This is a genomic window from Gloeocapsa sp. PCC 7428, assembly GCF_000317555.1.
Taxonomy (GTDB): Bacteria; Cyanobacteriota; Cyanobacteriia; order Cyanobacteriales; family Chroococcidiopsidaceae; genus Chroogloeocystis.
This window is the reverse complement of record NC_019745.1, coordinates 2266751-2279634: the sequence shown is the minus strand read 5'-3', so window position 1 is coordinate 2279634 and position 12884 is coordinate 2266751. Positions and strand designations below refer to the sequence as shown.

Genomic DNA, 12884 nt, shown 5'->3' with positions numbered 1-12884 from the left:
TATTTATTAACTACAGGAAAAAACCCTCCAATCTTCCTCTGCGGCTGAAGTGGTTCGTTTACCCTTGATTAAAACTTGCTACACAATACAATTCAACTCTCCCGCCCGTTGCGTAAACCGATAATTTTCCTGATAATCAACCGGACAATCAATCACCGTAGGAACATCCTGCGCCAACGCTGTTTTCAAAATAGGAATAAAATCGGTTGTCGCTTCAACGCGATAGCCTTTGAGTCCCATGCTTTCCGCTAATTTCACAAAATCAGGATTACCAAAATGGACAAAAGAAGATCTGCCAAATTGATTGCGCTGCTTCCATTCAATTAAGCCATAACCACCGTCATTAAAAATCAAAGTAACAAACGGCGTACCAACCCTTAATGCAGTTTCTAACTCTTGGCAGTTCATCATAAAACCACCATCACCCGTGGCTGCTACAATTTTCCGATGAGGATAAACAAGTTTCGCCGCTACCGCGCCAGGAATCGCAATTCCCATCGCCGCAAAGCCATTAGAAATTAAACACGTATTTGGGCGATCGCAATGATAATGTCGTGCAATCCACATCTTATGCGCCCCGACATCCGAAATCACAATATCTTCCGGCCCCATCACTTGGCGCAAGTCATAGATGAGTTTTTGGGGTTTAATCGGGAAGCCATCATCGTTGGCGTATTGTTCGTAATCGGCGCGGATATCTGCGCGTAATTCTAAGGCATAAGGATCGGGTTTATCGTCGCGGTCTGCGCGTTTTAAAATTTCGTATAACGAATCCGAAATATCGCCAACAACTTCAACCAGAGGAATATAACTACTATCAATTTCTGCGGGAGTTTCCCCAATATGAACGATTGGAATTTTGCCATCAGGATTCCATTTTTTCGGGGAATACTCGATTAAATCATAGCCAATTGCAATAACTAAATCAGTATTATCAAAACCACAATTAATATAATCGCGTTGTTGCAAACCCACTGACCATAATGCTAGTGGGTGCTTATAAGGAATCACGCCTTTCCCCATAAAAGTATTAGCAACCGGAATATTTAGTTGTGTAGCAAACTCAGTGACAGCTTCACTTGCATCAGCACGAATCGCGCCGTTACCAACGAGAATAATCGGGTTATGTGCATTGGAAATCGCTGTTGCTGCCTCAGTAATACTATGAAACGCCGCGTATGTTCTTTCTAATTTGTCCGTCTTTAAAGGATTACCAGTCGCAGGCATTGCGGCAATATTTTCTGGTAAATCAATATGAACCGCACCAGGTTTTTCACTTTGCGATCGCTTAAAAGCTTTCCTGACAATTTCGGGTGTATTACTAGGACGAACAATTTGCGTATTCCACTTTGTTACAGGTGCAAACATTGCCACTAAATCTAAATACTGGTGGGCTTCGATGTGCATTTGATCTGTTCCCACTTGTCCGGTAATTGCGACCAATGGCGCGCCGTCTAAATTCGCGTCAGCAACTCCTGTCATTAAATTCGTCGCCCCAGGACCTAATGTCGAAAGACACACGCCCGCTTTTCCAGTTAAGCGTCCGTAGACGTCTGCCATAAACGCTGCACCTTGTTCGTGTCGCGTCGTGATAAATTGAATCGAAGAATTTTTCAGCGCTTCGAGGACGTGTAAATTCTCTTCTCCTGGCAAGCCAAAAACGTAGCGCACGCCTTCGTTTTCTAGGCATTGCACTAATAATTCTGCTGTATTCATTGAATATTCTTCTCCTTAGGTACGGCATGGCAATGCTATGCCTCTACGTTATCCACACTGTTTTAACATTGACAAACTCATGGATACCTTGAATGCCCAATTCCCTACCATAGCCGGAACGTTTAATTCCACCAAAGGGCATACGCGGATCGGATTTCACTAAACCATTAATAAAAACCGCACCTGCTTCTAATTCGGAAATCAGGCGATCGCGTTGATGTTCGTCGTTAGTCCAAGCACTAGCACCCAACCCGAACGGCGTACTGTTGGCAAGTTGAATCGCTGCGTCGATATCGGGAACGCGAAATAAAAGTGCCACTGGACCAAAAAATTCTTCGTTGTACGCCGCAGAACCCGCAGGAATCTCGCTTAAAATCGTTGGTGGATAGTAGTTTCCTGGACGCGATAACGGTTTTCCCCCTACGAGAACTTTTGCGCCACTTTCAACGCAAGTTTGCACTTGCTGATCTAAATCTTGCAAAATTCCTGGCGTTGCCAATGGTCCAATATGGGTATCAGGATGCATCGGATCGCCCACTTTGAGCGCTTGAAAGTGTTCTATCAATAATTTCTCAAATTTGTCGGCGATCGCATCTTCAACGATAAACCGTTTAGCAGCAATACACGACTGACCATTATTAAGCATTCTTGCGGTAGTAGCCGTTGCCGCAGCTGTTTCAATGTCAGCACTTGCTAACACAATAAACGGATCGCTACCGCCTAATTCGAGTACCGTTTTCTTTATTTGTTTACCAGCATGGGCGGCTAAACTTGCGCCTGCGGGTTCGCTTCCGGTTAACGTTGCCGCTTTGACGCGTTCATCTTCAATCAACGCGGGGACTTTGTCAACACCTACTAACAACGTTTGAAAAACTCCTAGGGGAAAACCCGCACGTTGGATAATATCTTCAATTGCTAATGCGCACTGCGGTACATTCGACGCGTGTTTGAGTATGCCTACGTTTCCTGCCATCAACGCGGGTGCTGCAAATCGAAAAACTTGCCAAAATGGAAAATTCCACGGCATAACTGCTAGAATGATTCCTAACGGTTGATAGCGGATAAAACTCTGACTTGCGTCTGTTTTGACGGCGACATCTGTGAGAAACTCAGCAGCATGTTCTGCATAATAACGGCATACCAACGCGCATTTTTCAACTTCGGCGATCGCACTTTGTAACGGTTTCCCCATTTCTAGGGTCATTAATTTCGCGTATTCCGCTTTTTGTTGCTCTAATATCTCTGCCGCAGCCTGCATAAACTGCGATCGCTCGGCAATTGACAACCAATGATACTGCTCAAAGGCTGTTTGTGCTTGTTTCAGTCTAGCTGCAATTTCGGCATCGGTCAGCGGCTGAAACGTTTTCAGCGTTTCCCCTGTTGCGGGATTAATTGTAGCGATACCCATTACCTGACCTCTTTGATAAATTCATTACGGAAAATTTTTATTTTGCTCCCATAATCGCTTTTTCTTATTAAATTATCGCTTTTTTTACCATCTTAATTATAAAAAGATCGTGTAAAGAAGCGTTAATTATTTCTGAGTAAATTTGCCTAGTGTATCGAGCGTAACCATTATCAAGCGGCGATCGCAGCTTACATATAAGATATTTGAAACTTAGGCTTTTGCGGTTGCAAAAAAAATTAGTAGCAGGTAAGATATTAAAAAATTATTAAATAGAGTAACGAGTTGTAAAGGTAGAAAATGATGTAGCTAAAAATCCCTGTATTTGTTTAGATGTAAGAACTTTACTGCAACAGTTGAGTATGTTGCGTAAGTTTAAGGAGTTCTCATTTTAGACATTAATTCAGTCTAAACTGAACTAGAGAAGATAAAACAAATTCAAATCGTGTTAGCTTGTCCCGCTTTTCACTCGACCCCATGCACAGAATGTAATGAGTGGGTTAGTTATCTACGAGCCAGTCCACTGTAAGCGCCGTCCTTCGCCGCTTAGGGAGTGCCTCGATCGTGATTTTTGTGAGGACTGCCTCACAGATTGAAGACCTTCCTAAATGGAGTAGTAAAGTTGGAAGTACTCTTAGCAAGCAACAAACAGGCAGTTAACCAGCCACTTGTTCTCGCCGTAGATGACGACGAAGATAGCTTATGTTTAGTTAGCGAAGTGGTGAAAGGTAGCAACTTATCCTGCATTACTGCCACTGATGGTAAGACAGCTTTGTCTTTAGCGCAGCTGTACCAGCCAAATTTAATTTTATTAGACATTTTGCTACCAGATTTAAATGGCGTCGAAGTCTTATATCATTTGAGAAGAAACCCGCAAACCCAATATATTCCTATCATTGCAGTCACAGCGTTAGCAAAAGAAGAAGATTGCGATCGCATCATGGCGGCTGGTTGCGACGGTTACATCACTAAGCCCTATATGCTAGACGACTTAGAAGATCTGATTTTCCGCTACTTGTGTCCCACCGCCGCCACAGCTTAGTTGTGGTTAAACTGGCTTAGCAGCTAAAACGACAATTATGCTAGTCCGATCCGAGTCGGTATTAGAACTGCCAAGCATATCTACTACAGGGACTTTAAGAACTTGCTCGATTAATTGTTTGAGTTGTGGTTCAATAGCTTTATATAAATTCCAACTAACTTCTTGCGCTAAATCGTTTTTACGATTTTCTATAAGAATCCTTTCAGGTGGAGTTGTTGGATGTTCAACTATAACTGTTAAATTTTGGTCTGATACATTGCAGACAACTTTTTCGGGTAAATGTCCTAGCTGATTAAAATATAAAGCTTGAATCTGTTGCGCTAAAATCGCTTCTAGCTGAGTGCAATTGGTGGGAATTTTTTCCTCCATAAACTTATCAATAAAGAGAGATATATTAATAGGAATAACGCCTCAATAAATTATCAAATTCTACTCGCATACTCAAACAGCCTAAAGACAGATAATTACATCGAGTGATAGAAATATAAGACATTATCTAATAATGTTAGCTTTTGAGGCAATGTCAATCTGGCTAGAGTCGTAAATTTTTCTGTCTAAAGATGTATTTATTTATAACAATATTGTAAAATTAGAAAGATTATATAGTCCTTTTACTAGGTTGCTATGTTCTCCGCCAACAACAGACCATTGCGAAATTGGTGGATAGACTGCGAGCCAGTCCATTGCAAGTGCTGTTTTATGCACCACTTGGGGAATGCCTCGCCGCAGCGGCTACAAAAATTAGTCATACGCTTTTGCGGCTTTTCCTAAGTATGAATATGAATTTGCAAAGTTCTTCGAATAGTCCTCAGCAGGATCAGCTTAGACAACCGTTAGTCTTAGCTGTAGATGACAATGAAGATAATTTGCAGCTATTGGCACAGTTACTCATGTTGATTGAGTGTTCTCACATTACAGCAACTGATGGTCAAACAGCAGTGATCATGGCACAAAATTATCAACCAAACTTGATTTTATTAGATATGATGCTGCCCGATTTGGATGGAATCGAGGTGGTATCGCGCTTAAAACAAAACCCAGAAACAATGGAAATTCCTATTGTGGCGGTGACAGCAATGGCCAGAGAAGAAGATCAGCAACGCTTTTTGCGTGCAGGATGTAAGGAATATATCAAGAAGCCCTATATTATTGAAGAACTAGAAGCAACAATTCGCCGCTGTCTTGGTTAATGAATGTTTTTATAACAAGGTAATACAGTGGACAGTTGACAGTGAAGAGAGTGGCGGAAGATTTTGTCAACTATCAACTGTATGGTTTAAGGCATATTACGGAGTTTTGGTGTTTCTGCCAAGATCGCTACTGTAGCAGTACGACCTGTATCGAGTTTTGCATTACTTAATAAATCGACAACACCCACTCCAACGACTTCTTCTATGATTGATTGAATTTGCGGCTTTAACGCCTCATCAATCTCGGAACGAACTTCTTGGGCTAATTCTTCTTGACCGGTATTGACAAGAAGTTGCTCAGGTTGCGTAATAGAATCTTCTAAAATAATCGCCACCTTTTCATCAAAAATTTGGCAAGATATGCGGCTTGGTTGATGTTCCAATTGATTGCGATATAGTGCTTGAATTCGCTGTGACAAAGCACGTTCAATTTGCCCACGCGTAGGAGTAGAAGAATCCATAGTTGATCAAATGAAGAAAGTAGTTGATCAGATGAAGCAGTTTTCTACCCTCAGTGGGTTGATATCACCTGACACAATAGATTGCACAAATTCAACTATACTCCTAATGGAAGAACTTTGGGTGAAAAATTAGTGTAGTCGTCAATCATCGCCTTGGGGATAAATCAAGATTTTGTAAGTCTCTGGAGTAGGAGCGATCGCGCGTTCTACCGCTGTCGATAATTCTTGTAAAGGAAAGCGATCGCTAATTAATGCAGCGACATCGATCCGCGAGTTGAACACAATATCCGCAGCCAAGTTTTGCAGCCGAAACGAGGAACTGTAGCTACCGATCAAGTCAATTTCGCGACGATAGAGAATATTCGGATTAAGAGGAATTTCGACTTCTTCAGGAAATTCTGCAAAGAACAATATTTTACCACCCTTGCGCGTACAGTCGAGGGCTTGAAAAAAGGCTTTTTCGCTAGGAACTGCAAGGAGTGTCGTATCAACACCCATCCCATCGGTTATCGCGTGAATTTTGGCGACTAAATCTGCATCACGCGCGTCAAACGCTGCTTGGGCCCCAACACTTAAGGCTTTGGCAATTCGGGAAGGAAGTAAGTCAGTTGCGATCGCCCGCGCGCCAAAATACTTCACCAACATAATAAACATTAACCCAATTGGTCCTGCACCTGTCACCAATACAGTTTGTCCTGGGGCTATTTGGGCTTTTTTCACCGCCTTTAGACAACAATTCGTCGGTTCGACAAAACTAGCGATTTCAAAACTCACATGATCTGGAATGGGAATTAACCCACCGTTACGTACAATATGACCAGGAACTTTAACGTATTCAGCAAAACCACCACCGCTGGGTGTAAATCCCGCTGTTGTACAAATGTTTTTATACACATCACACATTGAGAAATTGTCGTTGAGACAGTAGCCGCAGCGCATACAAGGAATGTGATGCATCACAACGACGCGAGTTCCCACTTGCCAGGTTTTCACATCTTCTCCAACGGCTGCAATGACTCCCGCTGTTTCATGTCCAAAAATGCGCGGCGGTTCGTGTAAAGGATAAACAATTTTTTTAATATCCGATTGACACAAGCCGACAACGCGCACTCGTACCAACACTTCATCAGCTTCGAGAGTCGGTATTGGCAACTCTTCGTAACTTAGCTGCTTGACACCGCGATACACCTGTGCTTTCATGCCGCTTCACCACTCGATGATTTTAGATTTAACATGATTGAGCAGTTTATAATTCATCAATCAATACTTTGTAGTGTTAGTCGTACTTTGCTTACAAAGTTAGGTACTTGCTTGTATAGTTTTACCAGGAGTTCATCAATACTTACTGGCGGATTCTTTAAATCTTCAGACTGCTGCTGAATCAGCTGAAGCACTAACTCTGGAAACTGATGAAGCAGGTTTGTAAGAAACACATCTGGGTGTTGAGCTTCAATTCCAACTGGAGAAAGCGTATCTTGAGGAAAGTGCTTGAGATTAGTGGTTACAATTATCTCAGCTTTAGCGACGATCGCAGCAGCAACAACATGGCGATCGTTTGGATGATTTATCATGAGTGCAACCAGTTTTTCAGGTACTTCCACATATTGCTTCAGGAAAATGATATTTGATCATTACCTGATAGCGCATTGCCTTACTGCTTGTCATTCTTCCTTGTTTTACAAGGTTACGAGTTGCCCCATCAAGAATTTCCTGTGAAAATTTAACTTGATACAAAGTTTGCGCGAGTGTCCCCAATTTCAGCGCAGCGAATTGGGGAGGGATAGCGCGGCGGCGCAGTGGAACGGAGTCGCCAATTAATTAACTGGAACATCCTGATTCTTAATATACTCTTTCAGTTTTTCTATGGGCGCACCACCAGACGACGCAACATAGTAAGACCCCGACCAGAAAGACTGCTTGCTATACCACTTGGAAAATTCAGCCGCAAACTCTTTCTTTACCATGCGGCTAGTAGCTGCCTTTAAAGATCCTGCCACCGCAGAGATAGAATGTTTGGGGTGAAAGTCAACTAATAAATGTACGTGGTCAGCTTCGCCAGAGCATTCTAATAACTCGCATTCCATCGTTTTGCATACCCCGTCAAACATCTGTTTAATCCGTTCTAGCATTGGGGCGGTAATTGCTTTACGTCTGTAATGAGTGACGAACACGAAATGCAACCTAACGCTAAAAACACTGTGCGAACCTTTCCTTGGTTTCACTTTACTTGCCCACACCTGCACTGTATAATAAACCTATGATGACACGCAGGGTTACTTTTAGGCTATATCCATCTAAAGCACAAATGGCAAAGCTGTTTGAGGCAAGACGGCTACACGCATATTTATTTAACGCCTGCGTTGAACACCGTAAAACCAGCTATCAAAAGTTCGGTAAGTCAATCAATTACTTAACTCAACAGGCGGCGCTAGTACCATTTAAGGATTGTTGGAACGAGTATAAAGCACTTAATCATGGGTCATTACAGGCTACGGTTAAGCGAGTTGATTTTGCTTTTGTCCGCTTCTTTAAGGGGTTAGGAGGCTACCCAAGATTTCAGTCAATTCGCCGATATAGCGGATGGACTTATCCTGATGCTAGGCAAGGTTTCAAGGTACATTCAACAGGCGTGAATGGCTATTTAGAACTAAAAGACTTAGGTTGCCAAATCCAGATGCGAGGCAAGGCGCGTCAATGGGGAACGCCATCCACCTGCACCATTGTTTACCGCAATAGCAAGTGGTACGCCTCTATTACGGTTAATTGCGAAGTGTTTAGGGAGACGGGGGCTGGTGCTGTTGGGTTAGATTTTGGTTGTCTCACCGCCGTTGCAACGAGTGATGGCACTATGGTGGAAAATCCTCGCTTCTTAGCAAGCATGAAAACGAGGATTAGCAAAGCTTCCCGTATCAAACGGCGTAAGATTAAACCCGACTTTAAGAAAAAAATCAAAGCTTCTAAAAGGTGGAAAAAAGCCAATAAGAAGGTAAGTAACCTGCAACGCAAAGTTGCCAGCCAAAGACAGGATTGGGTGCATAAAGTAGCAGCAGAGATAGTAAGCAGTAATAGCCTCGTTGCGACAGAAAAGCTCAATATCAAAGGCATGACCCGTAAGCCAAAGAAAGGCAGTAAACGAAAGCGTCAAAAGACCGGACGCAACCGTTCAATGCTAGATGTAGGTATGGGTGCATTAAGGTTGGCTATTGAGTATAAGTTGGCTGAAGCTGGAGGCATATTCATGGAAGTGCCTACCCAAAAAGTTAAGCCATCTCAAACTTGCCCTAATTGTGGTCATCAAGAAAAGAAAACCTTAGACCAGCGCACTCACCAGTGCAAAGAATGTGGCTATACCGATGACAGGGACGTAGCCGCAGCTAAGGTGATGCTGTCATGGGCGCTAGGAACTAACGTCCTTAATCGTGGAGAGGAAAGCTCTACTTCAAGTCCCACAGTTCGCAAAGACTGCGGAGGAATGAAGCAACTTGCCTCGTTGAAGCGACAGAAACTCCAAGTTCAGCCGCCAGGCGACTTGGAGTAGCTCATAGGCATAGGAAATAGCACGCAAGAATCCAAGATAACAGATGGCATTCTATTAATCATTCATCTTTGCGTCGTAAAATCCCTCATCTTGTAAAAATTGAGTTAATTGTTTCATGGCTTCTCGGCGCTTACTGTCTCGCTGTTCCTTATATTGCATTAAATCTTGAAACCGTACCCGACGATGCGTTCCGACTTTGATATGCGGAATTTCTCCTTGTTCTAAGAGTTTGATAAGATATGGGCGTGAAACATTGAGCAGATTTGCGGCTTGTTGCGTTGTCAATTCTTGCTCATGAGAAACTATCGTAATCGCTCGACCTGCTTTTATCGCTTCGATGACTTGGCGTAAGACTTGATAAGTCGATTCGGAAACAAGAATTTCTTCTCCTTTAGGACTGACAAGCTTGGCTGTGGGTGTATGATTTAGCTGCTGAGAGTGTACAACTACATCTGTTGGAACGTTGTAGCTTAACATGATAATTTGTGTGAAATCGCGTGTAGAATCCTTGTCGCCGATTGTAATACATAAACGCAATATCCGAAATAGCAATGCAAATATTAACAGCAGATGTGTTGGTGGTTGGGGGTGGTACGGGTGGAACCGCTGCGGCGATCGCTTCAGCGCGACGCGGTGCAAAAACAATTTTAGTGAGTGAATTTCCCTGGTTAGGCGGAATGTTGACATCGGCTGGGGTATCTGCGCCGGATGGTAATGAGTTAGAATCCTTTCAAACAGGTCTTTGGGGTGCGTTCTTAAAGGAATTACAGCTGCGACAACCTGGAGGATTAGATAATAGTTGGGTAAGTTTTTTCAGCTACGATCCTCGTATCGGGGCGCAGATTTTTGCTGAGTGGGTGCAAGCATTACCCAATCTGCATTGGATTCGTGGCGACGTTCCTTTAGAAGTTTATCGCCAAGGCGGTTGTATTACTGGCATTCGTTTTCGCAAGTTCGCAGTGACAGCAAAAATAACTCTCGATGCTACCGAATTGGGAGATCTCCTTGCTTTAGCGGATGTTCCTTATCGCTGGGGTTGGGAATTTCAGTCAGCGTGGAACGAACCAAGTGCGCCAGTAGAACCTAACGCTTTAACTGCACAATACCCCGTTCAAGCACCGACTTGGGTTATCGTTATGCAAGATTATGGTACAGATATAGCACCAGAAATTGCACCCGCACCGAATTACGATGCATCAAAGTTTACTCGTGCGTGGGAAAACTACGGTGTAGAGCAATTTTTAAACTACGGGCGCTTACCAGAAAATCGATTTATGATTAACTGGCCCGTTCATGGTAATGATTACGGTGTAGAAGTAGAACGTTTAATTACCTCAGAAACAAAGCGAAACGAGTTTCTGCAAGAGTGTTTTTGGCATAGTCAAAATTTCGCTTACTTTATTCAATCGCAAATGAGTCGCCGTTATGGTTTGGCGAATGTTTTTGAGACAGGTTTAGCGATGCATCCTTACTACCGAGAAAGTCGCCGTGTCATCGGGTTAGAGACTGTATGCGAACAAGATATCTTACCAATACCAACAGGACAAGTTGCCGCTTTAAAACCTGATGCGATCGCCTTCGGTAACTATCCTAACGATCACCATTATCCAGGCTTTGAGTTTCCGCTTGCGCCAAAATCAATACGTTGGGGCGGGCGTTGGACGGGAACACCGTTTACAATTCCTTACGGTTGTTTGATTCCTGCAACTATTGATGGATTAATGGTGTGTGAAAAGAATATTTCTGTATCGCATATTGCCAATGGAGCGACTCGCTTACAACCTGTTGTCATGGGAATTGGACAAGCGGCGGGTATGGCGGCTGCTTTGTGCGTGGAACAGAGGTGTCAACCCCGCGATTTAGCTGTGAGAACTTTACAAGAAGCATTACTTGTCGAAACGGCGATCGTGCCTTTATTTAATCTTCCGCCACAGCATCCTGAGTGGTTATATTGGCAAAAATATTACTTAGATAATCCAGAGAAATACCCAATTGATGGTAATTGTCCGTGTGTTGTGTATCAAGATATGCCGCCAGATACCACAACCAACTTTTCGGGAACTTTTTACAGACATAATATACAAAATTATACTATTGAAATTGATACACCTCAGCAATTTTGCGGTAGTTGGATATTAGTAACATTGCGATCGCACATTAACCACCAGCTAGAAGCTTACCCTAACAATTCACCAATAACGGTTTCTGGTAAGGTAAATCATGCAGGTCAATGGCTATTAGTCGAAATTATTCATACTTGATGCCATAGCAGTGCGAGTAAAATAGCTGCGATCGCACCAATGAACGTATTTAAAACATTGACTAATTCATTCGTTAGCCAGTCAAACTTGTTTTGTAATGTTGCGCCAATCACGCTTTCTAGATTCGTGGCGATAAACGCAGCCATAATACACAATAAAACGCCGAGTAAATCAATTAAGCCGACACCCCAACCAACAAAAGCGATCGCACCCGAAGCAACTACGCCTGCTAACGTTCCTTCTAAAGATACTGCGCCTTCCGTTCCACGCGGTACAGGCTGAAGATTCGTAATCAAAAATGTTCGTTTACCGTAAGCTTTCCCGACTTCACTTGCACAGGTATCAGAAAGTTTAGTACTAAAACTTGCAACGTAGCCGAGTAACAGAAGCGATGCAATGAATCGATCTCCTTTTGACGCAGAAACGACTAAGGTTCCTAATGCACATAATGTACCAGTTAAAGCCGAACCCCAAACATTTTCAGGTCCTCGCGCACCGGATCGCTTTTCGGCAATTCCTGCGGCTTCTTTTTGCGCCATACCCAGGCGCGTCACCGCCGAACCGACAAGAAAATAAAACATCACCACAACGTAGCCTTGCCAACTCAAAGTTCCCCAGATGAGAACGCCGAGTACCCACGCATGAAACAATCCCGCAGGCGTTAACAACTTTTTTGGTACAATCCATGCGATCGCTAGCAAAAGTGTGTTTAAACCCACTGCAACGAGCCAGGAATTGAGCGAATAAGTATATAGCATCTACTTTGCCTCTCTGATACACGTGCCATGAACCAAACTTTATTTCATCTTGCCTTTCCCGTCACCGATATTGCCCAAGCAAAAGCATATTATGTTGATGGTTTAGGGTGTACCCCTGGTCGTGAAAATAAGCACGCGTTAATCCTCAATTTATACGGTCATCAGTTAGTTGCCCACTTAACGAAAGAGCCTGTATCTCCCCAAAAAGGTATTTATCCGAGGCATTTTGGCATTATTTTCACCTCAGAAAACGACTGGAAAGATTTGTTAGAAAGAGCACGCGAAAAAAAATTAGTCTTCCGCGAAGAAGCTAAACATCGTTTTCCCGACTCACCTTTAGAACACCGCACGTTCTTCTTAGAAGATCCGTTTTACAACTTAATGGAATACAAGTATTACCGTTATCCTGAAGCAGTTTTCGGCAGTTCGGATTATGGTTCAATTGGCGATACTCCAGCGTCGTAGGAAGCTTCAAGAGCGGAGGAAGAAATTACATAACTCAAAACTCATCAC

Annotated in this window: 14 protein-coding genes; 5 read left to right on the top strand and 9 right to left on the bottom strand. The window is 43.1% G+C overall.

Annotated elements, in window-relative coordinates:
- Positions 1 to 78: 78 nt before the first annotated feature.
- Positions 79 to 1716 carry an acetolactate synthase large subunit gene (locus GLO7428_RS09965; protein WP_015188437.1) on the bottom strand — a complete coding sequence of 546 codons (1638 nt, stop codon included), beginning with the start codon at positions 1714 to 1716 and terminating at the stop codon, positions 79 to 81.
- A gap of 43 nt (positions 1717 to 1759) precedes the next feature.
- Positions 1760 to 3124, bottom strand: a complete 1365-nt coding sequence (locus tag GLO7428_RS09960) for an NAD-dependent succinate-semialdehyde dehydrogenase (RefSeq protein ID WP_015188436.1) — start codon at positions 3122 to 3124, stop codon at positions 1760 to 1762.
- Positions 3125 to 3743: 619 nt separating this feature from the next.
- On the opposite strand from GLO7428_RS09960, the gene GLO7428_RS09955 reads away from it, so the two are divergent.
- On the top strand, positions 3744 to 4163 hold the full coding sequence (locus GLO7428_RS09955; RefSeq protein WP_015188435.1) for a response regulator: 420 nt from the start codon (positions 3744 to 3746) through the stop codon (positions 4161 to 4163).
- 6 nt (positions 4164 to 4169) lie between these two features.
- On the opposite strand, the gene GLO7428_RS09950 is transcribed toward GLO7428_RS09955, so the two are convergent.
- The gene (locus tag GLO7428_RS09950; RefSeq protein WP_015188434.1) at positions 4170 to 4532 is read right to left on the bottom strand and encodes a DUF2294 domain-containing protein; all 363 of its coding nucleotides are present in this window, start codon (positions 4530 to 4532) and stop codon (positions 4170 to 4172) included.
- 290 nt (positions 4533 to 4822) lie between these two features.
- On the opposite strand from GLO7428_RS09950, the gene GLO7428_RS09945 reads away from it, so the two are divergent.
- On the top strand, positions 4823 to 5353 hold the full coding sequence (locus GLO7428_RS09945) for a response regulator (protein ID WP_231295572.1): 531 nt from the start codon (positions 4823 to 4825) through the stop codon (positions 5351 to 5353).
- 86 nt (positions 5354 to 5439) lie between these two features.
- On the opposite strand, the gene GLO7428_RS09940 is transcribed toward GLO7428_RS09945, so the two are convergent.
- The 4 genes from GLO7428_RS09940 to tnpA all read right to left on the bottom strand — a co-directional run bounded on the left by GLO7428_RS09940 (position 5440) and on the right by tnpA (position 8036).
- A complete protein-coding gene (locus tag GLO7428_RS09940) occupies positions 5440 to 5814 on the bottom strand; it encodes a DUF2294 domain-containing protein (RefSeq protein WP_015188432.1) in 375 nt (124 codons plus the stop codon).
- A gap of 141 nt (positions 5815 to 5955) precedes the next feature.
- On the bottom strand, positions 5956 to 7014 hold the full coding sequence (locus GLO7428_RS09935; protein ID WP_015188431.1) for a zinc-dependent dehydrogenase: 1059 nt from the start codon (positions 7012 to 7014) through the stop codon (positions 5956 to 5958).
- A 56-nt stretch (positions 7015 to 7070) separates the two neighbouring features.
- The gene (locus GLO7428_RS28375) at positions 7071 to 7385 is read right to left on the bottom strand and encodes a hypothetical protein (RefSeq protein ID WP_196797481.1); all 315 of its coding nucleotides are present in this window, start codon (positions 7383 to 7385) and stop codon (positions 7071 to 7073) included.
- A gap of 243 nt (positions 7386 to 7628) precedes the next feature.
- Positions 7629 to 8036, bottom strand: coding sequence for an IS200/IS605 family transposase (gene tnpA, locus GLO7428_RS09925; protein WP_015188430.1), 408 nt, complete (start codon positions 8034 to 8036; stop codon positions 7629 to 7631).
- A gap of 35 nt (positions 8037 to 8071) precedes the next feature.
- Here tnpA and GLO7428_RS09920 point away from each other — a divergent pair, with 35 nt between their 5' ends.
- Entirely contained in the window at positions 8072 to 9352 is a 1281-nt protein-coding gene (locus GLO7428_RS09920) for an RNA-guided endonuclease TnpB family protein (RefSeq protein ID WP_041918582.1), read from the top strand.
- A gap of 54 nt (positions 9353 to 9406) precedes the next feature.
- Here GLO7428_RS09920 and GLO7428_RS09915 read toward each other — a convergent pair whose 3' ends face one another.
- A complete protein-coding gene (locus GLO7428_RS09915; RefSeq protein ID WP_015188428.1) occupies positions 9407 to 9829 on the bottom strand; it encodes a helix-turn-helix domain-containing protein in 423 nt (140 codons plus the stop codon).
- Between the two features lie 74 nt (positions 9830 to 9903).
- Here GLO7428_RS09915 and GLO7428_RS09910 point away from each other — a divergent pair, with 74 nt between their 5' ends.
- On the top strand, positions 9904 to 11613 hold the full coding sequence (locus GLO7428_RS09910) for an FAD-dependent oxidoreductase (protein WP_015188427.1): 1710 nt from the start codon (positions 9904 to 9906) through the stop codon (positions 11611 to 11613).
- Here the strand turns inward: GLO7428_RS09910 and GLO7428_RS09905 are convergent.
- On the bottom strand, positions 11604 to 12371 hold the full coding sequence (locus tag GLO7428_RS09905; protein ID WP_015188426.1) for a TIGR00297 family protein: 768 nt from the start codon (positions 12369 to 12371) through the stop codon (positions 11604 to 11606). The two genes, GLO7428_RS09910 and GLO7428_RS09905, sit on opposite strands and share 10 nt — an antisense overlap.
- A 27-nt stretch (positions 12372 to 12398) precedes the next feature.
- On the opposite strand from GLO7428_RS09905, the gene GLO7428_RS09900 reads away from it, so the two are divergent.
- On the top strand, positions 12399 to 12836 hold the full coding sequence (locus tag GLO7428_RS09900) for a VOC family protein (RefSeq protein WP_015188425.1): 438 nt from the start codon (positions 12399 to 12401) through the stop codon (positions 12834 to 12836).
- Positions 12837 to 12884 lie beyond the last annotated feature (48 nt).

Excerpts from the sequence above, each read along its gene's own strand:
- GLO7428_RS09950 (WP_015188434.1), bottom strand. The coding sequence starts at position 4,532 with ATGGAGGAAAAAATTCCCACCAATTGCACTCAGCTAGAAGCGATTTTA.
- GLO7428_RS09920 (WP_041918582.1), top strand. The coding sequence starts at position 8,072 with ATGATGACACGCAGGGTTACTTTTAGGCTATATCCATCTAAAGCACAA.
- GLO7428_RS09915 (WP_015188428.1), bottom strand. The coding sequence starts at position 9,829 with ATGTTAAGCTACAACGTTCCAACAGATGTAGTTGTACACTCTCAGCAG.
- GLO7428_RS09905 (WP_015188426.1), bottom strand. The coding sequence starts at position 12,371 with ATGCTATATACTTATTCGCTCAATTCCTGGCTCGTTGCAGTGGGTTTA.
- GLO7428_RS09910 (WP_015188427.1), top strand. The coding sequence starts at position 9,904 with ATGCAAATATTAACAGCAGATGTGTTGGTGGTTGGGGGTGGTACGGGT.
- GLO7428_RS09965 (WP_015188437.1), bottom strand. The coding sequence starts at position 1,716 with ATGAATACAGCAGAATTATTAGTGCAATGCCTAGAAAACGAAGGCGTG.
- GLO7428_RS28375 (WP_196797481.1), bottom strand. The coding sequence starts at position 7,385 with ATGATAAATCATCCAAACGATCGCCATGTTGTTGCTGCTGCGATCGTC.
- GLO7428_RS09940 (WP_015188432.1), bottom strand. The coding sequence starts at position 5,814 with ATGGATTCTTCTACTCCTACGCGTGGGCAAATTGAACGTGCTTTGTCA.
- GLO7428_RS09960 (WP_015188436.1), bottom strand. The coding sequence starts at position 3,124 with ATGGGTATCGCTACAATTAATCCCGCAACAGGGGAAACGCTGAAAACG.
- GLO7428_RS09900 (WP_015188425.1), top strand. The coding sequence starts at position 12,399 with ATGAACCAAACTTTATTTCATCTTGCCTTTCCCGTCACCGATATTGCC.
- GLO7428_RS09935 (WP_015188431.1), bottom strand. The coding sequence starts at position 7,014 with ATGAAAGCACAGGTGTATCGCGGTGTCAAGCAGCTAAGTTACGAAGAG.